Origin of the sequence: Nocardia stercoris (assembly GCF_003696265.1) — a bacterium.
GTDB lineage: Bacteria > Actinomycetota > Actinomycetes > Mycobacteriales > Mycobacteriaceae > Nocardia > Nocardia stercoris.
Map to the genome: position 1 here is coordinate 74116 of NZ_RFFH01000014.1, position 25919 is coordinate 100034.

Here is a 25919-nt window from a genome sequence, read left to right on the forward strand (position 1 = left end):
CCAGAAAAATGGGCGAACAGTCAGAAATGTAGACGTTTCATACAATCACCCGGGGCGTTTGGCACGAAAAGTCACAATCTCGTTCGAGTCAGTGACACCATCCGGCAGCCGAGATCCGCAGCCGCACAAATGAAACCGGAGCCGATCGCCCGAAAAGGGGCACACCGGCTCCGGTTTCGCCGTCTCAGTGAGCGGTACCGCCCGTGGCCGGCGTCCGGCCGTGCCGCATCACCAGGGCGAATACCAGCGCCACCGCCGAGCCGCCCGCCGCGAACCAGTAGCCCAGCGCGTAGCCGTGGTCACCGAACACCGACGGAACCGGCACGGTCCGCTTGGTGCCCATCACCTCGACGGTCGCCTGCACCGGATTCGAATTGACGAAGGCCGTCACCACAGCCAGCCCGATCGCGGTGCCCATGCTGTTCATCACGCCCAGCATGCCGACGCTGATGCCCTGCTGCTCCTGCGGAACCGCCTCGACGATGAGGTTGGGCGCGGTGGCGTAGTACAGACCGAGCGCGGTACCGAACGCGATACCCAGCAGGAGATAACTCGGCACGCTGTACGGCGCGACCGCGTAGATCGCCCCGATCGCCGTGAAGATCAGCAGGCCCACGATCAGCGGGAGCCGCGCACCGGTCCGGCGGGTCAGCGCACCGCCGATCGCGCCGACGATCATGGCGGCCAGCGCGGTCGCGACCGCGATGTGCCAGGCGTACTGCAGCAGGCTGAATCCACTGCCGTAGGTGAATTCGGGATCCAGCGTCACGCGGATCATCGACGCCGGGATGGGATGCCCGGTCATCGCGGCCACACCGGCCTGTGCCTGATCGACGATCGTCGCCTTGATATTCGCGGCGTCGGGCGTCTGGGTCATGTAACCGGTCGCGTACCCCTGGATGCCGATGATGAACGAGGCGAACAGCGCCAGCACCAGCACCATTCCGACGCGCGGGGTGAACAGCAGCTTCATGTCCATGATCGGCGTCGACACGATGTTCTCCACCACCACGAACACGACCAGCAGCGCGAGCCCGCCGAACAGCCAGACCAGGGTGCCCAGCTTGCTCCAGCCCCAGTCCTGACCCTTGTCGAGGTAGATCAGGGTCAGCGTGACACCTGCCGCCAGCAGCGCGGCGCCGACGATGTCGACCGATTCCTTGACCCGCAGCTTGGATTCGGGCACCACGACGATGACGAACGGGGTCATCACCAGCATGAACGCGGCGAGGAACCAGAAGATCGCGTGGTAGCTGTGGTGCTCGAGCAGCCAGCCGCCGACGATCGGCGCGAGCAGCGCGGAGAAGCCGAGACCGGTCGCGGTGACACCCAGGCCGAGCGGAACGTACTTGCGCGGCAACAGGTCTCGAATCAGGCCGTAGGCCACGACCTGGGTGGCGATCGCGATGGCCTGTAGCGCCCGCCCGAACAGGAACATTCCCCAGTTGTTGGTCGTCGCGTCGATCACGCAGCCGATCAGGAAGATGAGGCCGCAGAGCAGGAAGGTTCGCTTCTTACCCCAGACGTCGCTGATCTTGCCGACCAGCGGCGAGGCGGCGGCGCCGACGAGGCCGAAAACGATGATCGCCCAGGTGATGTTGGCGCCCACCTGCGGGAAGGACGGCGCGATCTTCTGCAATGCAGCGGCAATCATCGTGTACTGCAGCGGGGCAACCTCGGTGAACAACACGATGACTGCCAGTACGGAGAAGATTCGCAGGCGAGAGGCGCCGTCGAGCCGGCCGGTATCGGTGTCGTCGACGATCGTCGGCGTGGAAGGTGTGGACATGTGGCGTCCTGTTCAGAGTTGAGCAATCGGGTGGTTCACCCGTTTATGGACTGTGAGTCCAAAAATAGAGCCGAGGTCTTCATTGCGCGGCAGAATGCGAGGATTACTACGATCGAACAATCCGATCGCCGCCGGACCGGCCCGAGTCCGTCGGCAACCAGACCGCACGACCGCCTTGGAGGCCGCCATCACTACCACCGATGAGGCACCCGCCGGCCGTCGCGCCCGCAACAAGGCCCGCACCCGGGAACGGCTGCTCGACGCCGCCCACGACCTGCTCGGCACCACCGGCTCGGCCAGCACGGTCGAGGAGATCGCCGAACGCGCCGACGTCTCCCGCGCCACGTTCTTCAACTATTTCCCCAGCAAGGACGACCTGCTCACCGCCCTGTACGACCGGCACATGGCGGCCTTCACCCACGTCGTCGACTCGGCTCTGCGCCGCGATCTCACCACCACCGAGCGCATCCTGGCCTTGTTCGTGGACTTCGCCACCGCCTCCGAGGTGAACCCGGGCTACATCCGTGCGGTCACCACCGAGATCGAGCGCATCTCCAATCCGTCCGAGCTGTTCGCCGCCCGCAACCGCGCCTTCATCTCCCAGATCCGCCGCATCGTGGAAGCCGGTGTCCCCCGCGGCGAGATCCGGGACGACTACTCCCCCGACTTCCTCGCCCAAATGGTCGCCGCCATCTACATGTCGACCATCCGCGACTGGCGCCACACCCCCGACCACGACTTCCCGGCCACGTTCCACACGGCCGGGCGGTTCGCGGCGGAATCGATCGCCCCGCGCTAGGGGTCTTCAGCCGGCCAGGAACGACAGCCGCACCTGACGCACGGGTTTGTCGACGTTCAGGTCGACCAGCGCGACCGACTGCCAGGTGCCCAACGCCATATCACCTTGCAGCACAGGGATACTCGCGTACGGGGCGATCAGCGCGGGCATGACGTGCGAGCGTCCGTGCCCGCGCGACCCGTGCGCGTGCCGCCACCGTTCGTCGGCGGGAAGCAGATCCCGCAAGGCGGCCAGGAGGTCGTCGTCGCTGCCCGCGCCGAGTTCGATCAACGCGATTCCCGCGGTGGCATGCGGAACGAACACGTGCAGCAGACCGTCGCGCCCCTCCGCCACCGCCCGCAGGAACCCCGAACACCGTGCCGTCAAGTCGTGGACGACCTCGGTGCGGCCGGTTGTCACTTCGATGAGGGTGCTCTGCATGGACCCATCGTCCCCGCGCGGCTGCCGGGAGCTGTCCCCGACGCACCGAGCGGGCCCGACCGAGTCGATCGGACCTACCGGACGACTGCGACCCGAACGTTATGTTACACGACATATATGTCGTGTAACCTATTGCCATGACCAACTCCCAACCCACCCTCGTTTTCATCCCCTGCTTCTCCGGCGCCCCCTGGAGCGCGGATCAACTGGCCCCGTACGGCGACCTGCCGGCGCGTACCTTGCGCCTACCCGAAGGCATCTCCGACATGGAGGAATACGCCGATCATGTCGCCGCGGCGGTGGCCGACCTGGACGACTACGTGCTCGTCGGCGACTCGTTCGGCGCGAACGTCGCCCTGGCGCTGGCCGTGCGACAGCCGGCGGGCCTGCGCGCGCTGGTGATGTCGGGCGGCTTCGCCGCCAACCCGGTCTCGGCACCGTGGAAGGTGCTCATGCGCGGCATGCGCAATCTGCGCGGGCCGATCTACCGGCAACTGGTGCTGCGGGTCCACGCACACCGGCTGACCTCACCCTTCGACGGCGAGGGGCAGACCCCGTGGACAGCGGCCGACAGCCGAAAGCTGTTCCTGGACAACACTCCCGACACTTCGTTCGGCGCCCGGGTCGCCGCGGTACTGCACGCCGACTACATCGCCGCCCTGCCTCGCGTGCAGGTGCCCACCCTGATCCTCACCCCCGAGCACGACGAACTCGTCGGCGCGGACGCCGCCGCGATCATGCGCACGGGCATCCCCGATTCGCGCGAAGTGGTGTTGCCGCGCACCGGCCACATGTTCCGGTTCTCCCATCCGGCCACCTACGCTGGCGTGGTGCAGACCTTCCTCACCGAAACCCTCACCGACGCGATGCCGGGCGATGCGGCGCGCTGAACACCTCCGCTTCGCGATCCTGGCCGCCCAACGCGAGGGCAATAGAGCGCTCGCCCAGGCACTCAAACCGCTCGGCGTCACCCCGTCGCAAGCCGAGGTGCTACGCCTGCTGCAACAACGAGGCCCGTTGTCGCTCAACGGAATCGGCCAGCTGCTGGTCTGCGAGAGCGGCAACAGCCCCAGCCGGCTGGTCGACCGCATGGTCGGCCTCGGCCTGGTCGACCGCCGCACCGCGGCCGAAGACCGCCGCCATATCGAGGTCACCCTGACCCCCGAGGGCGTTCGCGTCGCCACCGCTGTCGCCGAGATCGAGCAGAACCTCTACGCCATGATCGATACGGTCGCCGAAGGCCACGACACCGACGCGCTCCTGAACTTCATCCACAGCTTCGTCGACGACCTGCCCTCCGGCCAGGCACTGGCCCGCCGCCTCGACGACGAATGACACCCTGATCGAGCGCTACCGGGTGCGCTCGGCGACGATCTGCTCACGCAGGATGTCCCCGTGCCCCGCGTGCCGCGCGAGTTCCTCGATCATGTGCAGGTAGACCCACCGCAGACTCACGGCCTCACCACGCGAATTCGGCTTGGTGTCATCGAGTTCCATACCGGCAGCGATCTCACGCGACCGTGCGCAGGCCCGTTCGAACTCGGCGATCACACTCTCGAGCGTCTCGTCGTCCGCGACCGCGAAGCTCTCCGTCCCCGGACTCGCGGAACCGTCACACTCGGATTCGCTCAGCCCCGACAGAAACCGCTGGAACCAGAACCGCTCCGCCACCGCGGCATGCTTGACCAACCCGATCGGCGTCGTCGCCGACACCACCAGCTGCCGACGAGACTCGTTCTCCGACAAACCTTTCGCAGTCTCGATCAACGCCGCCCGATTCCGGTCGAGCATGTTCTCCACCAGCGCCCGCTCGGGCCCATCGGTGATCCGTGCCGGTCCTGCCATTACCCGATCCTCCCCCTGCCGCCGTCGCCTTCCGCAACCCCACCGAGCGCGCAGGACGACCTCACCACAGTTCCGACACAAGGCGGACCTCTCCCGTCGTCATCCAACGGGAGAGGGTGCACAGTGCCCCCGGCCAGGCTCGAACTGGCAACCAGCTGGTTATGAGTCAGCGGCTCTAACCGATTGAGCTACAGGGGCGTGCGCGGGCAGATTACCAAGGCAACAATAGCCGGGCCAATTGTCGACGGCCACCGGACGACGGTTTCCTGGCATATTGATCGGGGCACCGATCAGCCAGGGCGGCGGGTTCGGGTCAGTCACGTCGATGCGCAATTCGATTGCCGCAGTATGCATCACCCGGGGTGAGGACTCGCACGACTTGAGATCACGAATCAGGAACGTCAATACTTCAGATCATGATTGAACGCGCCCGTCTCACGCAGTGCACCACCCAACTCGGCCTCGCTGCCGCCACCACTGCGGCCGTCCTCGCAGGTGCGCCCAATGCGGTCGCCGATGTCACCGCGAACGGCCTGGCCGCGCCCACTTGCCCGATCGTCGTCGGTCCCGACGCAACGCCGGGTACGCCCGGGCCGGTGCCCATCACCGTCGCCACTCAGCCGGGGGTAGGCGTCGAATTGGTCGACACCGTCGAGGCCGTCGTCAACGGCGGCCCGGCAGTTCGAACCACAACCGACCTCGGCCACACGGCGGGTGGGGCAGGGTTCACGCTGACCGTGCCTTGGGCCGCGACACTCGGCGACCACACGATCACGGGCACCCTGGACAACGGCGCCAAGGTCGGCCCACTGAAGATCAGCGTCCTCGAACACAGCACTACGCCATACGTCGGCGGGTGCACGCAGTCCACTGTCGGCAGCGCGGCCGGCACTCCCATCATCGGTCCATGGGTGACCGCGCTCGGGCTCGGCGGCCTCAGCTGAGTCGACTACGGGCAGGCGCGCTCATCGCAGTGGCAGCTCCACGAACGGGTCCGTGACCCCGATTTCCCGCAGTAGCAACACATCTCGCCGGGCGATCTCGGCCAGTGCGCGTTGCAGGTGCGCTGCCTGCGCGCGGCGGGAGTCGTCGACCGCACTGGTGTAGCCGATCAATACGTTGCGGGACAGCACCTTTCGGGCGAGGTCCACGACCGTGTCGAATTCCTCGGTGAGCAGTGCCCGGTTCGAGGTGGACAGCGTGGTGTGGGACAGTTCCTCCTGTACGGCCACGACGCGGGTGGCCAGGGCCAGGGCGTCGTCGGCGGTCACCGCCCGGTGGCCTGCGGCTACTGCGTCCCGAATGTGTTGCTCCAGCGACTCCATGCGGTTCCCCTACCGGTGAGCCCGGGGCCACGAATCCCCGGTGTCCGTACAGTGTCCGCGTTACCCGGTTCGCGCGGAGGAGTTCGCCCTGCATTCGCGAACAGGGGCCTCGACAGGGTGCTCAGTACACGGTTCGTTTACCCCAGGTGTTGCGGGCCGACGGGACGACCACCTTCGCCATGCGGTAGCGGCGGCCGATGGCGGCGAGCTCGCGCTGGAGGGCGGCCGCGTCGGCGCGGGCGGTGGCGTCCACGCCGGGACAACTACCGAGGATGGTGCGAGCGAGAGCCGAACGGCCCAGTTCCACGGCACGTTCCATGCCGGCGCAGACACTGGGCCGTTCGTCCTCCGGCAGATCGGCGTTATCGACCTGGTCCTGGAGCGCCGCCACCCGGTTGGCGAACGCCAGCGCCTCGGCGACCGTCGACACACGGCCGCCGTCGATGATTACCGAACGAATGCTCTCGGCGAGCAACGCCACCGGGATCCTCCTCACAAGCCACCCCCCAAGCGACCGCCGGCCAGTCGCAAGTCGCGATCATTGTCCGACGGAGCGGATCCGTTCCGGACAATTTTCACGAAACATCAGCATATCGAACCTTCCAGTGCTGGAATACGAGTGGTCAGCCGCTCGCCGCGCCTCAGTGCGCGCCGACGGTGAGCACTGTCCGCCCCACGGCCGTCCGGGATTCGATGGCGGCGTGGGCCTGTGCCGCCGCTTCCATCGGGAATATTTGCCCGACAGTAACTTTCAGGTTTCCGGCCGCCGCGGCGGCAATCGCCGACGCGCCCAGGGCGGGCCAGTCCAGGTCGCCGGCGAGCATGTCCGGCAACAATGTGACAGCGAGGCCCCGCGCGGCCGCGTCCGCCGGATCGACGGCGGCGAAACCGCCTGCGGCATTGCCGTATCCGAAGAATCGGGACCCGGCGATCGCCGCGGCTTCCTTGCCGACGACACCGCCGGCGCCGTCGAATACCACGTCGACAGCACCGATCTCGGTGGCCCAGCCCGGCACGGTGTAGTCGACGACCTGCGCCGCCCCGAGCTCCCGGGCGAGTTCGAGTTTGGCCGGACTCGCCGCGGCGATCACCGTCGCGCCCGCGGCCGCCGCCAGCTGGATCAGCAGCGCGCCGAGACCACCGCCCGCGGCGGTCACCAGCACCCGCTCCCCCGCACGCACGGCCGCGACCTGTGCGACGGCCATGGCGGTGCGCCCGTCGTGGATGAGCGCGGCGGCGGTGACGAAGTCCAGTTCGGCCGGCACCACGAGCAGATCGTCCGCCACGGCCAGGGCGCGCTCGGCGTAACCGCCGGTCGGGACGCCGCCGCCGATTCCGCTCGCGGCGGTGTGCGCGGCGACCCGGGTCCCGATCAGCGCGGGGTCCACGTCCGGGCCGACCGCCGCGACCACACCGGCCACCGCGCCGCCGGGCACGTACGGCGGCGCGACCGGGAAGAACTGCGTACCCCACCCCGACCGCAGCCGGGTGTCGAGGAACATGACGTCCGCGGCTGCGACGTCGATCACCACCTGCCCGGGGCCGGGCGTCGGGTCGGCCGCCTCGACGACGGTCAGGACGTCGGGTCCACCGAACGACTGTGCTTCCACTGCAAGCATTTCCACTTCTCCTCAGGTGTGTAGCGCCCTCCGGAGACCACCCTGCTACCTGAAGCTAGGTTGAGGTCAAGACCGCCCTGAGTTGGCGTTCGACGACGTCGCTGGGCTACCGTTGACCTATCGAGGGGAGTATTTCCCGAACGTCATCCCGGTCAACACGGTCGCCAACGGCGGCGGCCCCGGGACGGCCCCCGAAATCTTCGGGTGAAAGAGACCTCGGGTCATTCGTCGTACCCGAGGAGCATCGTTGACATCGTTCACCCTGGCCGCCGCCGAATCCGGCAGCCTGCACACGATCGGCAGCCCCTGGCTGTGGACCGCCACCATCGTGGGCGTGCTGATCCTGCTGACGCTGGACTTCCTGGTCACCCGCCGGCCGCACGAGGTATCGATGCGCGAGGCTATAGGGTGGACGGCCTTCTATATCGCGCTGCCGCTGGCGTTCACGCTGCTGCTGTGGCGGATGCACCACAGCACGGCCGCGTCCGAGTTCCTCACCGGCTATCTGCTGGAGAAGTCGCTGTCGGTGGACAACCTGTTCGTCTTCATGCTGCTGCTGACCGCGTTCGCCGTGCCCGCGCGGCTGGCGCAGCGCGTCCTGCTGTTCGGGATCGCGGGTGCGCTGATCCTGCGCTCGATCTTCATCGCACTGGGCGCGGCCGCGCTGGAGAGCCTGGACTTCGCGTTCCTGCTGTTCGGCGGGATCCTGCTGGTCACGGCCGTGAAACTGGCCCGGGACGCGGTCGGCGGCCACGGCCCGGAAGTCGACATCTCGTCCATGCGCTCGGTCAAGCTCCTGCGCCGGCTCATGCCGGTCACCGACGACTACCAGGGCACCCGGATGCTGACCCGCGTCGGCGGCGCCCGGGCACTGACCCCGCTGGCACTGGTCGTGACCGCCGTGATGGGTGCCGACGTGGTCTTCGCCGTCGACTCGATCCCCGCGGTCTACGGCGTGACCGGCGACCCGTACCTGGTGTTCGCCACCAACGCGTTCGCGCTACTGGGCCTGCGCGCCCTGTACTTCGTGCTGAGCGCGGCCCTGTCGCGGCTGGTGCACCTGGCCTACGGCCTGGCGGTGATCCTGGGCTTCATCGGCGTCAAGCTGGTCCTGCACTGGGCGCACGGTATCTGGTCCGGCGTGCCCGAAATCCCGACGGCCGCTTCACTGCTCGTCATCGTCGTCACCTTGGCGGTGGTCACCGCCACCAGTATGTGGTCGACCCGCGACACCGAGCGCGCACCCGCCGCCTGATCGGATGCCGACCGTTCGACGGTCGTGGGCGCGCGCCCGCGACCGTCGAACGGTCGCCGCGGCTCAGATCAGCTTGACCCGGGCCGCTACGGCCCGCACCACGCCGGGCGCGAACCGCTGCGCCCGGTACTGCAGGTGCGATTCCGGAGTGACCGGCACGATGTCGCGGCCGCGCTCGACGGCCCGCACGATATGTTCGGCGACCTTCTCCGGCCCGTAGCGCCGCGCCCGGTACAGCTTGTCGAAGTGCTGCTGCTTGGCGGCCTCGTCGTCCGCGGACAGGCCCGCGAACCGGGTGTTGGACACGATGTTGGTGTGCACGATGCCGGGGCAGATGGTGTGGACTTCGACGCCCTTGCCGGCCAATTCGGTGCGCAGGCAGTCGGAGAACATGAACACCGCCGACTTGCTGGTCGAATAGGCGCTGAAGTCCCGCTGCGGGGTGTACGCGGCCATGCTGGACAGGTTCACGATATGACCGCCCAAGCCGCGCTCGGCCATCGCGGAACCGAAACTGCGGCAACCGTTCACGACGCCACCGAGGTTGATCCCCAGCACCCGGTCGAACTCCTCCGGCGTGGTGTCGAAGAAGCCGCCGGCCTGGCCGACCCCGGCATTGTTGACCAGGATGTCGGGCACACCGTGCGCGGCCAGCACCGTCGCGGCGTGCTCGGCGACGGCGTCCCGGTCGGCCACGTCCAGGGCGTAGGCGTGCGCGGTGCCACCGGCGGCCACGACCAGGTCGACGGTCTCCTTGACGGCATCGAGGTTGATGTCGGAGAGCACCAGCTCCGCGCCGCGACGGGCGAAGGCGAGCGCGGTCTCGCGGCCGATCCCGCTACCGGCGCCGCTGATCACGACCAGCTGGTCTTCGAACGACCGCCGCCGCGGGCCCACCTCGGCGCGGCGCAGCGTGCGCGGCAGCTCACCGGAGGCGAGGCCGTCGATCAGCTCGCGGGTCGCGGTGGCCAGCAGTTCGGGGTGCGAATAGGGCAGCCAGTGGCCACCGGCGACCTCGCGCCGGAACAGGGTGCGCGTCCAGCGCGGGGTGTCCTCGTAGCTCGCCGGGCGAACGGCGATATCGCGGCGCGCGATGACGAGCTGCACCGGAACCCGGGTGTGCCGCTCACGCGGTCCGGTCAGGCGCTGCAGGATGTTGGCCCGGTAGATCCGCATGCCGTCGAAGAAGTCGCGGTGGAATTCGGGGCCGAGCTTGATGTTGTCCGGGGAGGTCTCGTTGATCAGGCCGACGAACCGCTTCCACACCGGGGCCGGCGACAGCGGCGTGAACGCCACCTTCCCCACGACCGGGGTCATGAACAGGAAGGTGTACCAGGACGACGCCAGCTGGGTGATCGGCCCCCAGGCCGCGCCGCGCGCCATCTTGTCGCGGATCCACTGCCCGAGGTGGTCGAGGTTGGGACCCGATACCGAGGTGAACGAGGCGATGCGACCGTCGGCGCGGTCCTCGCACACCGCCTCCCACATCTGCACCGAACCCCAGTCGTGGGCGAGCACGTGCACCGGCCGGTCCGGGCTCACCGCGTCGGCGACGGCGAAGAAGTCGTTCGCGTATTCGGAGATCCGGTAGTCGGCGGTGCGGTCGGTCCGGGTGGAGCGGCCGTGGCCGCGGGTGTCGTAGGTGACGACGTGGTAGCGGTCGGCCAGCAGTGGGACCACCCGGTCCCACAGATGGTGGTCGTCGGGCCAACCATGAACCAGCACAACAGTTTCCCGGTCTCCATGCGCAGTTTCCCGGGGGCCTGCGTGGTCACGCTCCGCTACCGCCTCCGGCCCCTGACGGGAAACTGCGGACGAATCACCGTATTCGTAGACGGCCAGGTCGAATTCACCGTTGCGGACCACCCGTTCGGCGGTCACGAGCTGATCGGTCACTGGGAACTCCTCGATGCCGGTGGCCCGGCGGACAGTTCGGACAGGGATGGCTACAGATCCAGGACCAGCCGCTCGCCGGCACAGCGCGAGACGCACAACAGCATCTCACCGGCGGCGTGCTGGTCGGCGGTGAGCACGGTCTCGCGGTGTTCGGGGCTACCGTCGAGCACCTTCACCACACAGGTGCGGCAGAAACCCTGCCGGCAGGAGTAGGCGGTGTCGGGGCGGACCTTCAGCACCTCTTCGAGCGCGGACCGATCGGCGGGCACCTCGACGGTCCGGCCGCTGCGCGCGAGTTCGACGGTGAAGGGCCGGCCGTCGACCACCGGCGGCGCGGAGAACCGCTCGGAATGCAGTTCGATCGCGGCGCGCGGTGCCGCCGCGAGTTCCCGCACCCGGGCGGCGATCGCCGCCGTCATCGGGACCGGGCCGCAGCAGTAGACGGCGGTGTCGGGACCGATGCCGGGCAGCAGATCCGCCCCGGTCGGGATGCCGTGCTCGTCGTCGGTGCGGACGGTCACCCGGGCGCCGAAGCTCTCGACCTCGGCCAGGAACGGGATGGTGGCGCGGCTGCGGCCGACGTACACCATCGACCAGTCCACGCCGAGCCGGTCGGCGAGCCGGATCATGGGCAGGATCGGGGTGATCCCGATGCCGCCCGCCACGAAGTGCAGCCGGGTCGCGGTCGAACCGTGGCCGGGCAGCACGAAGGGGAAGGCGTTGCGCGGACCGCGCAGGGTCACCGTGCGGCCGACGGTCAGGGCGTCGTGCACTTCGATCGAACCGCCGCCGCCGTCCGGGATGCGCCGCACCGCGATGCGGTAGCGGTAGCGGTCGGACGGGTCGCCGCACAGCGAGTACTGCCGGACCTTGCCCGACGGGAGCACCACGTCCAGGTGTGCGCCCGGATACCAGCGCGGCAGCCGGCCACCGTCGGGCGCCACGAATTCGATCGAGCAGACATCGGTTTCGCGGGCCTCGACGCGCCGCGCGCCGACCACCACGGTGATCGCGTGGTCGTCGACCCGGCCGGCGGGGGTGCCGCGATTCACGAACGCCGACCAGCGGATCCGCGCCTCGGCCACGGCGGCCACCAACCGCAGGGTGCGGTCGCGGCGCGGGCGGGCGAACAGGTCGGCGGGCGGTTCCTGTGGGATCGGCCAGCGGACCGGGACGGGCGTGCCGGTCACGAGGCGAGCCGCTGTGCGGCGGGCGACTTGGCGAGGTAGGCGATGGCCTGCGCGGTGGAGCCGACACCTTCGGGGCTGTAGCCGGGCTGGAAGGTCGACAGCGCGCTCCACAGCAGGGCCGGGATCGTAGGCAGCGCGCCGCGCCACATGGCGCCGAACACCTTCCCGATCAGAACCGGGTAGCCGTGGTCCGGCAGGTTCGGGTCGGCGTGCACCATGAAGCGGGTGCCGCGGACCAGCAGCGTGAGGAACACGGGGAACACGATCAGCATGAGCGCGCCGCGGCGGACGTAACCGACTCCGAAGTACTCGGCGACGTCGTGGGCGACGTTGCGGTGTTCGACCTCTTCGGCGCCGTGCCAGCGGAACAGGTCCAGCATGCGCGGGTCGGCGCCGAACCGCTCCAGGTCGGCGTTGAGGATCCAGTCGCCGAGGAAGGCGAAGAAGTGCTCGAGGCTGCCGATCAGGCCGATGCGGTCGACCAGGCGCTGGTAGTCGGCGCGGGCGTCGGTGCCGTCGCCGGGGCCGAGCGACTTGCGGAACAGGTACTCCATCTGGGCCACGTACGCCTGCGGGTCGATGCCGTTGGCGGTGAAGACCTCGTCGAGCACGGTGCCGTGGGTCTCGGCGTGCATGGATTCCTGGCCGATGAAGCCGAGCATGTCCTCGCGCAGCTGGGCGTCGTGCACGTAGGGCAGTGCCTCACCGAAGGCTTGGCAGAACATGCGCTCACCCTCGGGGAGCAGCATGTTGAGGGCGTTGATCAGATGGGACGCGATCGGCTCGGCGGGCATCCAGACCAGCGGCGTGTGCCGCCAGTCGAATTGCACGTTCCGGGCCCGTAGCGCAATGTTTCCGCCGGGCTCGTGCGCGGGGCGGCGCCCTCGGAACGGAAGCAACTTCATCGGTACTCCTGTGGTGATCGGCAGCGCTGGCCGCCATATTCTTCACCAGCGTAGCAAGAATTCCGACGATTGATGCAACTTGGGGTAATAGTAAAATTTCGAGGGTCAGCGGGTCATCATCGGGAACTCGGCGGGCTTGCCGTCCGACCCGGTGGCACTGCCCCGGGTGAACAATCCGTCCTGGTTGACCTGCGTCAACACCACGTGCGCGGGCTCGGTGACGTACTTACCGGCCGCACAGTTCGGCTCGCACAGATTCCGGTGTTCGGTCCCGTCGCCCTCGGCCTTGTCCGGGCCCCAGCTGGTCCAGGTGATGCCGTCGACCGTCAATCCCATGTCGGCGCACGCGAACGCGATACGGTCGGGCCGGACCACCGGCTTGTGCGTCACGCAGTCGATCAACTGCGGTCCCGCCGGCGCCGTCGCGGTGGCGGACGCACCCACCGGAACCGTCGAGTCGTCCGGGCCGCACGCGCTCAGTGCCACGACGAGGGCCGCGGCCGACAGACCCGCGATCGCCCACCTGCTCCTGGAACGCACCGCCACAGCATCTCCCCACTTCCGGACCTACGGCCTGACGACCGACACACCGTCGATACTAAGCGGCATTTCAGCCGCGGACCTGCGGTGGGTCAGAAGTGGAACACGGTAGTGCTGTGGTTGTCGGCCATGCACTGATTTCCGAAAGTCTGCCGGTAGCTGACCGGTGTGCCCTCCCACAGGCCGTCCGCGGCGACGGTCACCGGCTGATAGATGAAGGTGCACATCCGCATCGGTCCACCGCGCAGCTGCCCGAAGGACCCGCCGGCCGCGGCGAGCTCCGCGCACGCCCCGGCCGAATCGGGATGCGTCCCCGCCCGCACCGGATCGCACGCCAGCAGCACCATCCGCTCGGCTGCACCGCCGTCGATCGAATCGCCTTGCGCCACACGCAGGATCAGGAACGACGCGGGCACGCCCTGCGCCTGCGCCGGCACCGTCGCGACGCCCGCCGCCAGCAGCGCGGTCGCAACCGCCGTCACTATCGAGAACCGCATCGGTCCACCTCCGTGAGTCACGACCACTCGACACCATTCGATCGCCTACGCGGCACCCACTGTTTCACGTCCCGCCCGCCGCGCGCCGACTCACCCGCCGCACGCCGTCCCGCCCCGCCGCGCGCCGTCCCGCCCCGCCGCGCGCCGACCCGCCCGCCGGACGCCGACCCGCCCGCCGAACGCCGACTCACCCGGCGCTGACGGCGATCCCGCCCCCGTGCACCGGGCCCGGCGTCGTCGTGAGCGGCTGGGCGGTGCTGCCGGTGCGGGCGGCCACGATCTCGGCGGCGATCGCCACCGCGGTCTCCTCCGGCGAGCGGGCACCCAGGTCGAGGCCGATCGGGGCATGTAACCGGGACAGCTCGCGCTCGGTGAGCCCGGCCGCGCGCAGCCGGGCGGCCCGGTCCGCGCAGGTGCGGCGCGACCCCATGGCACCCACGAACGCCACCGACAGCCGCAACGCCCGTTCCAGCAGCGGGACTTCGAATTTCGCGTCGTGCGCGAGCACGCAGATCACCGTGCGGGCATCGACAACAGTGGATTCCAGGTAGCGGTGCGGCCATTCGACCACGACCTCGTCGGCCTCGGGAAACCGGTCGCGCGTGGTGAATACGGGCCGCGCGTCGCACACCGTCACGTGATAGCCCAGGTACTTGCCCATTCGGACCAGCGCGGCGGAGAAGTTACCGGCCCCGAACACGAGCAGCCGCGGCGGCGGACGGTAGGACACGACGAACAGCTCCGATTCGTCTGCGCCGCAACCGATCCGGCGGATTCCGATGCAACCCGCGGCCAGCATGTCGCGCACTTCGGCCCGAACCCGAGGCGAGAACGCGGCGCCCAGCCAGTCCGAATCTCCCACCGGCCGAGCAGTTTCGGCGGCAGCCTGGCCGACGTCTGCCGTCGATGCGGCGGGCTCGTCCGCTTCGACCAGCGCGCCGGCCGCTCCCGTCCGGAGATCGCGCACGAGAGCGACCGGCCCCGCAGCCGTCAGCACAGCCTCGATCGCCGGGCGGGCTGCCGCGTCCACCCGGTGGACGAACACCTCGAGCACACCGCCGCAGGTCAGACCGACGGCGATGGCGTCGGAATCGCTGTACCCGAACGTTTCCCGCACCGGCACACCTGTCGCGAGCACCTCGACACACAGCTCGTGCACCGCGGCCTCGACGCAGCCGCCGGACAGGCTGCCGACCACCGCGCCGGTGGTGTCGACGGCCATCGACGTGCCGGGCGCGCAGGGGGCACTGCCCCGCACCGAGATCACGGTGGCGAGGGCGTAGTCGCGGTCCGCCACGTGGCGGGCCAGCAGTGCGGCGGCGAGCTCACGCATGCCAGGCACCGCCCGCCGCCGCGAGAATATCGTTGGGGCGCACCGGAACCCGGGTGATGCGCCCGTTCCCGCCGGCGGCCCGGCAGGCGTCGCGGATCGCGGCGACCACGGCCGGGGTGGCGGACAGGGTAGGCGGTTCACCGGCACCGCGCAGGCCGTAGGGCGCGCGTGGATCGGGGTTCTCCAGGATGTCGAGCAGCTGCGGCGGGGTGTCGAGAACGGTCGGGATCAGGTAGTCGGTGAACGACGGATTGCGCACGATACCGTCGCTGACCTGGATCTCCTCCATCACCGCCAGCCCCAGGCCCTGCACCGCGCCGCCGTGGATCTGGCCCTCGAGTGCCTGCCGGTTCATGACGCGGCCCACGTCCTGCACGGCGTCGAGGGCGACCACCTTCACCAGGCCCAGTTCCACGTCCACGTCGACCACCGCCCGGTGCACACAGATCGCGAGCTGCACATGCGAATCTCCCTGTCCGGTCAGCGGATCGAGCTTGGTGGTGGGGCGGTGCCGGTATTCGCGAGTCTGTTCCGCAACCCGGTCACCGAGCACGTCGGCGAGGGCGGCGAGGACCTCCCCGGTGTCGGACACCACCTTGCCGCCCGCCATCGCAGTGGCCGGATATCCCTGTGCCGCAGCGATTTCCAACACCTCGTCGCGGACGGCCAGGCAGGCGGCCCGGACCGCGCCGCCGGTCATATAGGTCTGCCGGGAGGCGGAGGTGGAACCGGCGTTGCCGACCCGGTTGTCCGCCGGCGCGATGGTGACCTGCTCGATGCCCAGCTCGGTGCGCACGATCTGCCCGGCGATGGTCACCAGCCCCTGCCCGACCTCGGCGGCCGCGGTGTGCACCAGGGCGACGGGCTCGCCCGCGATCACCTCCAGCCGAACCCGAGCGGTGGAGTAGTCGTCGAACCCCTCCGAGAAGCAGATGTTCTTGAGCCCCACCGCGTATCCGATCCCCCGGTACACGCCCTCGCCGTGCGTGGTCTGGGCGACACCGCCGGGCAGGTGCCGAATATCGCTGCGGTCCAGCGGTTTCGGCAGCGGCAGGGTCCGGATCCGGTCCAGCATCGGGGCGACCGGCGTGGGCGCGTGCAGGATCTGCCCGGTGGCCAGCGCCGATCCTTGCGACACCGCGTTGAGCTGCCGCAGCCGCACCGGATCCGTGCCGAGCTCGCCGGCCAGCTCGTCCAGCATCGATTCGGACGCGAAACAGGCTTGGACCGCACCGAATCCACGCATGGCCCCGCACGGCGGATTGTTGGTGTACACCCCGTAGGCGTCGATCCGCAGGTTCGGGAACACGTAGGGCCCGACCGCCAGCGACGCTGCGTTGGCCACCACATTGACCGTCGAGGAGGTGTATGCGCCGCCGTCGAGCACGATCCGGACCTCGGCGAACACCAGCTGCCCGGCGCGGGTGGCGCCGTAGGTGTAGCGCATCCGGGCCGGATGCCGGTGGACGTGCCCGAAGAACGACTCCTGCCGGTCGTAGACCATCTTCACCGGGCGCCCGGTGCGCAGCGCCAGCATCCCGGCGTGGATCTGCATCGACAGGTCCTCCCGGCCGCCGAACGCCCCACCGACCCCGGCCATGGTCATCCGGATCGCCGCCTCGGGCAGGCCCAGGCACGGCGCGATCTGGGTGACGTCGACGTGGATCCACTGGGTCGCCACGAAGAATTCGAGGCCGCCGTCGTCGGCCGGTACCACCAGACCCGATTCGGGCCCCAGGAATGCCTGATCCTGGATCCCGATCTCGAACTCGCGGGTGACGACAACCTCGGCGCGGCCACGGGCGGCGTCGACGTCGCCGGTCCGAACCGGCTGATGCCGCACGATCCCGCCGAGCGGCTGCACCTGATTGCCGACCGGGTCGTCCACGACGGCAACGGGATCCGTGATCGGCGGCAGCACCTCCCAGTCGATCTCGACCGCGGCCACCGCCCGCCGGGCGATCTCGGGATGGTCGGCGGCCACGATCACCACGGGTTCCCCGTGGTGGCGAACCTGGTCGACGGCGAGCACCGGCTGGTCGCGCTGATCGAGCCCGTAGTACTTCTCGCCCGGCACGTCGGCGTGGGTGAGCACCGCGTGCACACCGGCCATGGCCGCGGCGGCCGAGGTGTCGATCCGGTTGATCCGGGCGCGGGCGTGCGGGCTGCGCAGCGTCGCGCCCCACAGCATGCCCGCCAGCCACAGGTCGGAGGAGAAAGCGAACTCGCCCTTCACCTTCAGTGGGCCGTCGGGTCGCGGCGGGCTGTCACCGACCCCGCCGCGACCCGCGCTGGTGACGTGGGCCGGAAGCCGCACCGTACTCATCGGGACTCCGATCCGGCCAGCCGCGCGTGCGCGATGCGGCCCGCTCGCGCCACCGCATCCTGTGGCATCGTGCGTAATTCGCCGTCGCTCACCACGGTCGCGCCGCCGACCAGCAGCCGAGCCAGTGGCGGGGTCGGCCCGAAGACCAACGCCCACACCGGATCCACCACCGCGGACCGGAACCCGTCCATCCGCCACACCGCGACATCGGCGAGCTTGCCGACCTCCAGGCTGCCGATCTCGAAGTGGCGGCCCAGATTCCGGGCGCCGCCGAGAGTCGCGAGCTCGAGAACCTGCCGCGCGGAGATCGCCTGCGGGCCGTGCACCGCGCGCTGGAACAGCAAGGCCTGGCGCATCTCCCCCGCCATCGAGCTGAGTTCGCTGGAGGCCGAGCCGTCCACGCCGAGCCCGACGGGCGCGCCGGCGGCGAGCAGTTCGGTCACCCGGGCGATCCCGGCGCCGAGCCGGCCGTTGGAGCCGGGGCAATGCGCGGTGCCGGTCCCGGTCTCGGCGAAGCGGCGAATGTCCTTGTCGTGCAAATGCACCGCGTGCGCGAACCAGACGTCGGGCCCCAGCCAGCCCAGATCGTCGAGGTATTCGACCGGGGTGCGGCCGAACTGCTCGAGGCAGTGCTTCTCCTCGTCGAGCGTCTCGGCCAGATGGGTGTGCAGCCGCACGCCCGCCGACCGGGCCAGGGCGGCCGACTCGAGCATCAGCTCCTCGGTGACCGAGAACGGCGAGCACGGCGCGACCGCGACCCGCAGCATCGAGTCGAAGGCCGGATCGTGGTAGCGCAGAATCGTTTCCGTGGTCGCGGCGAGGATCGTGTCGCGGTCCTCGACCACCTCGTCCGGGGGCAGGCCACCGGCGGACACGCCGCGGTCCATCGAGCCCCGGCAGGGATGGAACCGCAACCCCACCTCGGCGGCGGCCCGGACCTCGGCGTCGAACAGGTCGCCGCGACCGGCCGGGAAGACGTAGTGGTGGTCGCTGGAGGTGGTGCAGCCGGTGAGCGCCAGCCAGCTCAGCCCGGCACTCGCCGCGCCGTACACGACCTCGGCGTCCATCCGGGCCCACAGCCGGTACAGGCCGGTGAGCCATTCGAACAGGGTGGCGTCCTGGAACAGGCCCTGGGTCGCCCACTGGTACAGGTGGTGATGGGTGTTCACCAGGCCGGGAGTGATCAGGCAGCCGGTGGCGTCGATCCGGTGCGCGCCCGTGATCCGCGGCGCGGGGCCGGGGGCGATCCCGGTGATCCGGCCCTGTGCCACGCTCAGCCAGCCGGATTGGATCTCCGGGCCGACGACCGGTGCGATCCAGGCGTTTTCGAGCAGGATCGGGGCGGCGGGGCCGGTCATGCCGCACCTGCCGGTTCGATGCGGCGCCGCGCGGCGAGCCGGACCGCGTCGAGGATCTTCTCGTATCCGGTGCAGCGGCACAGGTTTCCGGCCAGGGCCTCGCGGATCTCCGGATCGGTGGGGCGCGGCCGGCGTTCGAGCAGGTCGTGGACGGCCACGATCAGTCCCGGGGTGCAGAATCCGCACTGCACCGCGCCGGAGTCCAGGAAGGCCTGCTGTACGGGATCGAGTGTGTCACCGGCGGCCAGGCCCTCCACCGTGCGCACCGCCGCGCCCTCGGCCTGCCCGGCCGCGACCAGGCACGCGCAGACTGGCGCGCCGTCCAGATACACTGTGCACGAACCACATTCACCCTGCTCGCAGGCATTCTTGGCGCCGGGCAGGCCGAGTCGCTCCCGCAGCACGTAGAGCAGGCTCTCGCCCGGCCAGACGTCGTCAACGGTCTCTTCGATCCCGTTGACTCGCAACTGGATTCGCATCACGCTGCCCTCCTGTTCGATGTCCGGTGGTCGGCCCAGGCCCAGGTCAGCGTGCGGCGGGCCAGTACCGCGAGCGCGTGGGTGCGGTAGTCGGCGGTGCCGCGCACGTCGTCGATGGGCCGGGCCGCCGATGCGACGAGCGACCCGAACTCGCGCAGCACCGATTCGGGCAGCGGCGCCGGATCGTTCCAGGGCAGGGCCGCGGCGAGGAAGTCTTCGGCTGCCGTCGCCCGCAGCGGGGTGGGGCCGGCCGAGCCGATGCCGGTGCCGGCGGTCCGCGTGGTGCGGTCGAGGGCGAGCGCGAACGAGCACACCGCGATCACCATGGCGTTGCGGGTGCCGACCTTGGCGAAGTACTGCGGTCCGGCCGCCACCGGCACGCGGATCGCGCGGATCAGCTCGTCGGCGGCGAGGGTGTGGCGTTTGGGACCGGCGTAGAAGTCGTCGATCGGGATCGTCCGGATCCCGCGCGCGGCGGATTCGGCCTCGACCACCGCACCGGTGGCCAGCAGCGGCGGATGGCTGTCCCCCGCCGGGCTCGCGGCCCCGAGGTTGCCGCCCACGGTGCCGCGGTTGCGGATCTGCGGCGAGCCGACGGTTCGGGCGGCCTGCGCGAGCCCCGGCGTGAGCTCGGACAGCTCCCGCACGATCCGGGTGTAGGTCACCGCCGCACCCAGCCGCACCACGCCGTCGCCTGCCCGCTCGACGACGGCCGGTTCCGGGCAGCCGGTCAGATCCAGCAGCGCCGATGGGCGGCGGCGATCGTAGTTGAGCTCCACCATCACATCGGTCCCCCCGCAGATCACCGTCGCGTCCGGGTACGCGGCGCGCAGGTCCAGCGCCTCCGCCCAGCTGTGTGGCCGCAGGAATCGCATCGGCCGCCCCTTTCGTCGCAGGTCCAGCTCGCGCACGCCTGTCACCGCCAGTCAACCCGCATCGTGTTCGCCGTGGCCACGCCCGGAACTCCGAACTGTCGGGCCCGGATCCGGGCGGAATTCGTAGGAACCTCCAAACCGGATGTCGGCCGCGTTACCGGCGACTTCCCGGGTGACATTCACGTTTCTCGCGGGTCCGAGCGACCCGCTGACCGACGACCCCGCGCCGGCTCGGTAATCGTCCGGGGGGGCCGAGGTCGGTTCGTCCGGCTTGCCGACTCCGGTCCGGGCCCGATAGTTGCTAGCGTTCGAGGACCATGCGGCTGCGTTCCCTGACCACCCTGCCCGAACTGGGGCTCGAACTCGTGACCGGCGAGGCCGAGCTGGATCGGTTCGTGCGCTGGGTGGTGACCCAGGACCTGGTCGATCCGAGCCGCTATCTGTCCGGTGGCGAGCTCGTGCTCACCGGATTGGCCTGGCACCGCGACGCCGCCGACAGCGAGACCTTCGTGGCGGCGCTGGCCCGCGCGCGGGTGGCGGGGCTGGCCGCGGGTGACGCACGGCTGGGGGCGCCACCCGACGATCTGGTGCAGGCCTGCCGGCGGCACCGGATCCCGCTGTTCCGAGTGCCCGAACAGGTGGCATTCTCGACGATCACCGAGCGCATCATGCGGGCACTGTCGGCCGAACGAGCCTCGGACGTGGCCGCGTTGCTGGACCGGCACCGGCAGCTGGTGGCCGGCACCGGGGTCGGCTCGGTTCTCGACCTCGTCGAACGCGACCTCGGGCTGCGCGGCTGGGTGGTGTCGGCGACCGGGCGGGCACTGGCCGGCCCGCACCCGGGCCCGCCACCGCAGGTGCGGACCGCATGCCTGGCCGAGGGTCGGCTGCCCGCGCTGAGTACCGTTGCCGGACAGCCATATTCGATCTTCGCGGTGGACGAGCACGGAACCTCCCGCGCCGCCGACTGGTTCCTGGTGTTCGCCGGGAACTTTCACGACTGGGCCACCGAACGACGGGCCATGGTCGGCGAACTCGCCGCCATCGTGTCGCTGGAACGGGCCCGCGGCGACGACCGGCAGAGCGCCCAGGGCCGCCTGGCCGAAGAACTGATCGACCTGGTCGTCTCCGACGCCCGCCCGGCCGATATCGTCGCGCGCCTGAACCTCACCGGCATCGGCAGCGGACCGTATGTGGCGATCGCCGCCGCCGCGGCGGAAGGCTTGCGGCCCAGTGAAGTTCGCGCCCTGGTCCGCGAGATCCTGGCTGGCACGGCCGCCGCCACCGGAGTCGTCGACGGCGAGACCATCGCCCTGGTACCGACCGGCCACCCGCCGCTCGCCGTCGTCCAGGAGGCGCTCGACGTGCTGGCCCCCGCCTTGACCGGGACCCGGCTCTCGATCGGAGTGAGCGGCGCGGTCGACGCCGACGGCCTGCGCGGGGCCGTCGAGGAGGCCCGCTACGCCCGCCGGATGGCGGCCGGGCGGAACCAGGGGGCCAGTGTCGTCGGCCAGGACGAACTCGCCACCCACATGCTGCTGCTGGCCGGGGTCCCCGACGAGGTGCGGCACATGTTCCGGCTGCGGCTACTGGACCCGCTCACCAGCTACGACGCCGACAACGGCGCCGATCTGGTGCACACGCTGCACACCTTCCTGCACGCCAACGGTTCCTGGACCCGCAGCGCGGAACTGCTGCACGTGCACGTCAACACGCTGCGCTACCGCATCGCCCGCATCGAGGAACTCACCGGCCGCGACCTGTCCCGACTTGCCGACCGCGTGGACTTCTTCCTCGCGTTGGCGCTGCGCTGAGCTCCCCGCCTCTCCGAGTTTTTCGGCACAGCCAGGTGCCGTCGGCGTCCGGCACGCTCGGCGGCGGCATGAATGCACGGCGGTTCCGGGCGTACCCGGCGAGTTACCCGGACCGCACGAAATCAGTTGTCACGTCGGCATTCACAACATGCCGCGCAGGCGTATGTCTGCCGCGTATTTGAGGATCAGTTCCCGGGTCAAGTGCGGAATGTCGCCCGTCGGGCCCACACCCGCTTCCTGCACCGCGGCCCGGAACTTGCCCGCCGGCAGCAGTGAGCCCGGGAGTGGCTGCGTGGGGCGCCGGAAGGCGTGCAGCAAGGGCAGCACCGACTGTTGCCGCTGTTTGTCCGGCAGCGCCCGCAGCGCGGTTTCGAAACGGTCCGACCAGTTGTCGAAGCCGTCGATCCGTTCGATCGGCTCCCCGGCTTCGATCAGCCAGTCGACGAAGGTGTCCAGGGAGATGTCGTCGTCGTGTGGGTTGAGGACGTCGTAGGTGCGGAACCCGGTGTCGATCGCCAGCGACAGGGTGGTGATCGCGGCCGCGGTGAAATCGACCGGCAGCCCGTCGTAGTGCGCGCTCCGACGGCCACCGGCCGGGTCGGAGAGGTAGAACGAGCTCGGTGCCAACCCGGTCGCGAGCACACTGAACAGCAAGCGGCTGAACATGTCTCCCGCGTTGAACTGCCCCGGATAGTCCGGATGGGCCAGGATCATGTCCGAGCGGAAGACCGTCACCGGCAGCCCGCACAGCTCGTGCGCCTCGCGCAGCATCACCTCGCCGGCCCACTTGCTGTTGCCGTAGCCGCTCGCGTACCCGGCGTCGATCGCCCGGACCGGGCTCACCCGGCGGATGTCCCCGTCCTCGTCGAAGGCATCGCGACCGGCCTGGCCGGCCACCGCGACGGTGGACAGGAACGCGATCGGTTTGATCGTGGTGGTGAGCGCGAAGCGGATGACTTCCGCGGTGCCGACCACGTTGGGGCCGAACAACTGCGCGTACGGCAGGACGTGGTTGACCAGGGCCGCGGCGTGCACGACCAGGTCCACCGATTCGGTCAGTTCCTGCCAATCGGATTCGGGCAGACCGAAATTCGGCGCCGAGACGTCACCGGCGACCACCCGCAGCCGCCCGGCCGCGTCGATCCGGAAGTCCGCGTGCAGCGCGGCGCCGTCGTCGAACGCCGCGTCCAGCCGGGCCCGGGCCGATTCGGCGTCGCGGCCGCGCACCAGGCAGATCAGTGTCCCGGCGGGGTCGAGTTGCCGCAGTAGCTCCAGCGTGAGGAACCGGCCCAGATAGCCGTTCGCGCCGGTCAGCAGGACGGTCCGCGGCGGATGCGGGGCGCGCGGCAGGGTGGGCGCGATCGCGAGCGTGGCCGGGTCGAGGAATTTGTCCAGCAGCAGATGGGCGGCCACCAGCCGCGAGCCCAGGCCGTGTACCGAGGCCACGGTCGGGCGATGATCCGCCGTATTCTGTTCCGCCACCACATAAGCGGCGATCCGGCGCAGGTCGGTATCGGGTCCGGTGATCGCGCCCACCGGGACCGACACCCCGAAGATCTCGTGCAGCAACTGCGAGAACGACAGGGCGGCAAGTGAATCGCCGCCCAGATCGGTGAACTGCTGATCGGGCAGGGCGGTGGTACCGAGCAGCACCTCGGCGGCGCGGCACACCGTCGCCAGGACCGGGCGGCTCTCGGCCTCCCGGGCCAGTTCGGCCAGCTGCTCGCTGCGGCGCCGGTCCAGATCGGCGTAGAGCTGCTCGAGCCGCTCGCGGTAGCGCTCGGCGAGCTTGGGCCGCAACGGTTTACCCATCGACGACAGCAAACCACCTGCGGCGGTGAAGGGTTCGGGCTCGATCAGGAAGTCGCGCGGGATCTCGTAGGAATTCAGTTCGGCCTCGTGCGCGATCCCGCGCAGTTCGACGGCGATCTCCCCCTTGGTGATTCGCGCCGCCAACGCCTGCGGCGTCGGCACCACCACCGCGACCAGATACGACCGCTCGCTGTTGCCGTACAGGTAGATCTGCCGCACCGACGGGGCCGCGACGAAGAGCGCCTCCAGCCGGTTGACCGCGACGAACTCGCCCTGCGCGAGCTTCAACACGCTGTTGCGCCGGTCGACGTACACCAGGTGATCGGGTTCGATCTCGGCCACGATATCGCCGGTGCGATAGAAGCCGTCCGAGTCGAAGATCTGCTCGGTCAGCTCGGGCCGCTTGAAGTAGCCGGGGATCATCAGGGTGGACTTGAGCAACAGTTCGCCGCGCGGATGCGGCCGGTCGGTGGCGAAATAGCCCAGCTCCGGCACGTCGACGAGTTTGTATTCCAGCACCGGTGGGCGCCGGATCCGGTTGTCGAGCATGATCCGCCCGCCGGCCTCGGTCGAGCCGTACCCGTCGTGCATGTCGATGCCCAGCAGCCGCTCCATGAACTGCCGCATGGCCGTGGTCAGCGGCGCCGAACCACACATGGTGGTGACCACTCGCCCACCGAGGACCCGGTCCCGGACCTCGGCCAGCGCCTCGGCCGCCGCCGTCGCCGGGTCGGTCCCGACCGCGATCCGGCGGTCGACCTCACCGAGATAGCGCTGATACAACAGGTCACAGACCCGGGGTACGAGGAACAGCTCCACCGGGCGCACCAGCGCGGTGTCCTCGAGCAGCGTGGACACGTCACTGCCGGCGGAGAAATAGGCGGTGCCGCCGCGGGCCAGCGCGCCCAGCAGCACACCCCGGCCCATGAGATGACCCAGCGGCATGTAGTGCAGGCCGATGGCCGGCGACAAGGCACGCGAGGATTGGGTGAATGTGCCTGCGCCCCGCCAGAATCCGGCGGCCAGGCGCTCGGTGTACATGGCGCCCTTGGGCGTTCCGGTGCTGCCCGAGGTGTACATGAGCAGGTGCAGCGGGTCGGGGTCGTCGGAAACCACCAGCGGCGCGGGCAATTCGCGACCGCGCACGACCAGTGCTTCCAGCGTCGTCAGCCGGACCTGTGCGCCCGACGCCACCAGGGCCCGGCGGGCCGCCTCCACCACCTCACGGTCGCCGTCGTCGTCCGGGTGGTAGTCGAACACGACCATGGTGCGCACCGGCGAATCGGCCTGCAGCCCCTCCGCGGCGGCCCGCAGCGACTCCAGACTGACCAGCCAGATCCGCGCCCCGGTCTCGGCGAGGATCGAATTCCATTGCGCCACCGGCACAGTGGTCGGCATGGGCACGCTCACCGCGCCCGCCCGCAGGCACGCCAGATCGATCGCGGTGTAGTCGGCGGAGGTGAAACCGAGCGTGGCCACGAAGTCGCCGGGCGCGACCGGGGCCAGATCGTCGTGCTGCCACGCCGCCGCGACGGCGCCGGCCCGCGCCCACAACTCGGCGTAACTGATCGTGCGGTAACCCGGCAGCAGGCGGCGGCTGCGCCGGCCGGACCCGTCGACCACCGACTCGGTGGCCCGCTCGGCGCAGGCGGGCCGGGTCGCGTAGCTCGTCATCACCACGTCGACCAGCTCCACCAGCCGCAGCGTCGACGTCCGCAGCGCCTCGATGACCGCCATGTCCGGCGCCGCCGCGCGGAGCCGTTCGTCGGCGAAGAGCTCAGCGATCCGCCGAGCCCGCGCCGCCCGTTTGTCCTCGATCATGACCGTGCCTTTCAGCCGGCC

The 25919-nt window shown here is 69.9% G+C and carries 23 protein-coding genes and 1 tRNA gene; 6 read left to right on the plus strand and 18 right to left on the minus strand.

The window, feature by feature from the left end; translation table 11 throughout:
• Positions 1–184: 184 nt before the first annotated feature.
• Positions 185–1789, minus strand: coding sequence for an MFS transporter (locus tag EBN03_RS25695; RefSeq protein ID WP_122190711.1), 1605 nt, complete (start codon positions 1787–1789; stop codon positions 185–187).
• A gap of 175 nt (positions 1790–1964) precedes the next feature.
• On the opposite strand from EBN03_RS25695, the gene EBN03_RS25700 reads away from it, so the two are divergent.
• A complete protein-coding gene (locus EBN03_RS25700; protein ID WP_233608636.1) occupies positions 1965–2588 on the plus strand; it encodes a TetR/AcrR family transcriptional regulator in 624 nt (207 codons plus the stop codon).
• Positions 2589–2594: 6 nt separating this feature from the next.
• On the opposite strand, the gene EBN03_RS25705 is transcribed toward EBN03_RS25700, so the two are convergent.
• On the minus strand, positions 2595–3008 hold the full coding sequence (locus EBN03_RS25705) for a YjbQ family protein (protein WP_122190713.1): 414 nt from the start codon (positions 3006–3008) through the stop codon (positions 2595–2597).
• A gap of 137 nt (positions 3009–3145) precedes the next feature.
• Here EBN03_RS25705 and EBN03_RS25710 point away from each other — a divergent pair, with 137 nt between their 5' ends.
• On the plus strand, positions 3146–3898 hold the full coding sequence (locus EBN03_RS25710) for an alpha/beta fold hydrolase (RefSeq protein ID WP_122190714.1): 753 nt from the start codon (positions 3146–3148) through the stop codon (positions 3896–3898).
• Entirely contained in the window at positions 3885–4343 is a 459-nt protein-coding gene (locus tag EBN03_RS25715) for a MarR family winged helix-turn-helix transcriptional regulator (protein ID WP_122190715.1), read from the plus strand. The genes EBN03_RS25710 and EBN03_RS25715 overlap by 14 nt, the downstream gene beginning before the upstream one ends.
• 15 nt (positions 4344–4358) lie before the next feature.
• Here the strand turns inward: EBN03_RS25715 and EBN03_RS25720 are convergent, their stop codons facing one another.
• The gene (locus EBN03_RS25720) at positions 4359–4853 is read right to left on the minus strand and encodes a DinB family protein (protein WP_122190716.1); all 495 of its coding nucleotides are present in this window, start codon (positions 4851–4853) and stop codon (positions 4359–4361) included.
• Positions 4854–4977: 124 nt separating this feature from the next.
• Positions 4978–5051 (minus strand) — tRNA-Ile (locus EBN03_RS25725).
• Between the two features lie 218 nt (positions 5052–5269).
• Between EBN03_RS25725 and EBN03_RS25730 the strand changes: the two genes are divergently transcribed.
• Positions 5270–5797: a hypothetical protein gene (locus tag EBN03_RS25730; RefSeq protein WP_122190717.1), complete on the plus strand. Its 528-nt coding sequence runs from the start codon at positions 5270–5272 to the stop codon at positions 5795–5797.
• Positions 5798–5818: 21 nt separating this feature from the next.
• Here EBN03_RS25730 and EBN03_RS25735 read toward each other — a convergent pair whose 3' ends face one another.
• The 3 genes from EBN03_RS25735 to EBN03_RS25745 all read right to left on the minus strand — a co-directional run bounded on the left by EBN03_RS25735 (position 5819) and on the right by EBN03_RS25745 (position 7797).
• Positions 5819–6178, minus strand: coding sequence for a hypothetical protein (locus tag EBN03_RS25735; RefSeq protein WP_122190718.1), 360 nt, complete (start codon positions 6176–6178; stop codon positions 5819–5821).
• A 121-nt stretch (positions 6179–6299) separates the two neighbouring features.
• Positions 6300–6659, minus strand: coding sequence for a hypothetical protein (locus tag EBN03_RS25740; RefSeq protein ID WP_122190719.1), 360 nt, complete (start codon positions 6657–6659; stop codon positions 6300–6302).
• A gap of 160 nt (positions 6660–6819) precedes the next feature.
• Positions 6820–7797, minus strand: a complete 978-nt coding sequence (locus EBN03_RS25745) for a zinc-binding dehydrogenase (protein WP_122190720.1) — start codon at positions 7795–7797, stop codon at positions 6820–6822.
• Positions 7798–8044: 247 nt separating this feature from the next.
• Here EBN03_RS25745 and EBN03_RS25750 point away from each other — a divergent pair, with 247 nt between their 5' ends.
• Positions 8045–9052, plus strand: a complete 1008-nt coding sequence (locus tag EBN03_RS25750; RefSeq protein ID WP_233608637.1) for a TerC/Alx family metal homeostasis membrane protein — start codon at positions 8045–8047, stop codon at positions 9050–9052.
• A 63-nt stretch (positions 9053–9115) separates the two neighbouring features.
• On the opposite strand, the gene EBN03_RS25755 is transcribed toward EBN03_RS25750, so the two are convergent.
• The 10 genes from EBN03_RS25755 to EBN03_RS25800 form a co-directional block, all read right to left on the minus strand.
• Positions 9116–10948, minus strand: a complete 1833-nt coding sequence (locus EBN03_RS25755; RefSeq protein WP_122190721.1) for an SDR family oxidoreductase — start codon at positions 10946–10948, stop codon at positions 9116–9118.
• Between the two features lie 50 nt (positions 10949–10998).
• Positions 10999–12138 carry a PDR/VanB family oxidoreductase gene (locus EBN03_RS25760; protein WP_122190722.1) on the minus strand — a complete coding sequence of 380 codons (1140 nt, stop codon included), beginning with the start codon at positions 12136–12138 and terminating at the stop codon, positions 10999–11001.
• A complete protein-coding gene (locus tag EBN03_RS25765) occupies positions 12135–13043 on the minus strand; it encodes a metal-dependent hydrolase (RefSeq protein WP_122190723.1) in 909 nt (302 codons plus the stop codon). The genes EBN03_RS25760 and EBN03_RS25765 overlap by 4 nt, the downstream gene beginning before the upstream one ends.
• 105 nt (positions 13044–13148) lie before the next feature.
• Positions 13149–13583, minus strand: coding sequence for a hypothetical protein (locus EBN03_RS25770; protein ID WP_147471702.1), 435 nt, complete (start codon positions 13581–13583; stop codon positions 13149–13151).
• A 92-nt stretch (positions 13584–13675) separates the two neighbouring features.
• Positions 13676–14080, minus strand: a complete 405-nt coding sequence (locus tag EBN03_RS25775; RefSeq protein ID WP_147471703.1) for an SSI family serine proteinase inhibitor — start codon at positions 14078–14080, stop codon at positions 13676–13678.
• A 187-nt stretch (positions 14081–14267) separates the two neighbouring features.
• The gene (locus tag EBN03_RS25780; RefSeq protein ID WP_122190726.1) at positions 14268–15413 is read right to left on the minus strand and encodes an XdhC family protein; all 1146 of its coding nucleotides are present in this window, start codon (positions 15411–15413) and stop codon (positions 14268–14270) included.
• Positions 15406–17739 carry a molybdopterin cofactor-binding domain-containing protein gene (locus tag EBN03_RS25785; RefSeq protein WP_122190727.1) on the minus strand — a complete coding sequence of 778 codons (2334 nt, stop codon included), beginning with the start codon at positions 17737–17739 and terminating at the stop codon, positions 15406–15408. Before EBN03_RS25785 ends, EBN03_RS25780 begins: the two co-directional genes overlap by 8 nt.
• A complete protein-coding gene (locus EBN03_RS25790; protein WP_199742962.1) occupies positions 17736–19097 on the minus strand; it encodes an 8-oxoguanine deaminase in 1362 nt (453 codons plus the stop codon). Before EBN03_RS25790 ends, EBN03_RS25785 begins: the two co-directional genes overlap by 4 nt.
• Positions 19094–19576: a (2Fe-2S)-binding protein gene (locus EBN03_RS25795; protein WP_122190728.1), complete on the minus strand. Its 483-nt coding sequence runs from the start codon at positions 19574–19576 to the stop codon at positions 19094–19096. The genes EBN03_RS25790 and EBN03_RS25795 overlap by 4 nt, the downstream gene beginning before the upstream one ends.
• Positions 19576–20451 carry an FAD binding domain-containing protein gene (locus EBN03_RS25800; RefSeq protein ID WP_122190729.1) on the minus strand — a complete coding sequence of 292 codons (876 nt, stop codon included), beginning with the start codon at positions 20449–20451 and terminating at the stop codon, positions 19576–19578. The genes EBN03_RS25795 and EBN03_RS25800 overlap by 1 nt, the downstream gene beginning before the upstream one ends.
• 317 nt (positions 20452–20768) lie before the next feature.
• Between EBN03_RS25800 and EBN03_RS25805 the strand changes: the two genes are divergently transcribed.
• Positions 20769–22265 carry a PucR family transcriptional regulator gene (locus tag EBN03_RS25805; RefSeq protein WP_122190730.1) on the plus strand — a complete coding sequence of 499 codons (1497 nt, stop codon included), beginning with the start codon at positions 20769–20771 and terminating at the stop codon, positions 22263–22265.
• Positions 22266–22406: 141 nt separating this feature from the next.
• Here the strand turns inward: EBN03_RS25805 and car are convergent, their stop codons facing one another.
• The gene (gene car, locus EBN03_RS25810; RefSeq protein ID WP_122190731.1) at positions 22407–25898 is read right to left on the minus strand and encodes a carboxylic acid reductase; all 3492 of its coding nucleotides are present in this window, start codon (positions 25896–25898) and stop codon (positions 22407–22409) included.
• Positions 25899–25919 lie beyond the last annotated feature (21 nt).

Excerpts from the sequence above, each read along its gene's own strand:
- EBN03_RS25695 (WP_122190711.1), bottom strand. The coding sequence starts at position 1,789 with ATGTCCACACCTTCCACGCCGACGATCGTCGACGACACCGATACCGGC.
- EBN03_RS25705 (WP_122190713.1), bottom strand. The coding sequence starts at position 3,008 with ATGCAGAGCACCCTCATCGAAGTGACAACCGGCCGCACCGAGGTCGTC.
- EBN03_RS25710 (WP_122190714.1), top strand. The coding sequence starts at position 3,146 with ATGACCAACTCCCAACCCACCCTCGTTTTCATCCCCTGCTTCTCCGGC.
- EBN03_RS25715 (WP_122190715.1), top strand. The coding sequence starts at position 3,885 with ATGCGGCGCGCTGAACACCTCCGCTTCGCGATCCTGGCCGCCCAACGC.
- EBN03_RS25720 (WP_122190716.1), bottom strand. The coding sequence starts at position 4,853 with ATGGCAGGACCGGCACGGATCACCGATGGGCCCGAGCGGGCGCTGGTG.
- EBN03_RS25730 (WP_122190717.1), top strand. The coding sequence starts at position 5,270 with ATGATTGAACGCGCCCGTCTCACGCAGTGCACCACCCAACTCGGCCTC.
- EBN03_RS25735 (WP_122190718.1), bottom strand. The coding sequence starts at position 6,178 with ATGGAGTCGCTGGAGCAACACATTCGGGACGCAGTAGCCGCAGGCCAC.
- EBN03_RS25745 (WP_122190720.1), bottom strand. The coding sequence starts at position 7,797 with ATGCTTGCAGTGGAAGCACAGTCGTTCGGTGGACCCGACGTCCTGACC.
- EBN03_RS25765 (WP_122190723.1), bottom strand. The coding sequence starts at position 13,043 with ATGAAGTTGCTTCCGTTCCGAGGGCGCCGCCCCGCGCACGAGCCCGGC.
- EBN03_RS25775 (WP_147471703.1), bottom strand. The coding sequence starts at position 14,080 with ATGCGGTTCTCGATAGTGACGGCGGTTGCGACCGCGCTGCTGGCGGCG.
- EBN03_RS25780 (WP_122190726.1), bottom strand. The coding sequence starts at position 15,413 with ATGCGTGAGCTCGCCGCCGCACTGCTGGCCCGCCACGTGGCGGACCGC.
- EBN03_RS25785 (WP_122190727.1), bottom strand. The coding sequence starts at position 17,739 with ATGAGTACGGTGCGGCTTCCGGCCCACGTCACCAGCGCGGGTCGCGGC.
- EBN03_RS25790 (WP_199742962.1), bottom strand. The coding sequence starts at position 19,097 with ATGACCGGCCCCGCCGCCCCGATCCTGCTCGAAAACGCCTGGATCGCA.
- EBN03_RS25795 (WP_122190728.1), bottom strand. The coding sequence starts at position 19,576 with ATGCGAATCCAGTTGCGAGTCAACGGGATCGAAGAGACCGTTGACGAC.
- EBN03_RS25800 (WP_122190729.1), bottom strand. The coding sequence starts at position 20,451 with ATGCGATTCCTGCGGCCACACAGCTGGGCGGAGGCGCTGGACCTGCGC.
- EBN03_RS25805 (WP_122190730.1), top strand. The coding sequence starts at position 20,769 with ATGCGGCTGCGTTCCCTGACCACCCTGCCCGAACTGGGGCTCGAACTC.
- car (WP_122190731.1), bottom strand. The coding sequence starts at position 25,898 with ATGATCGAGGACAAACGGGCGGCGCGGGCTCGGCGGATCGCTGAGCTC.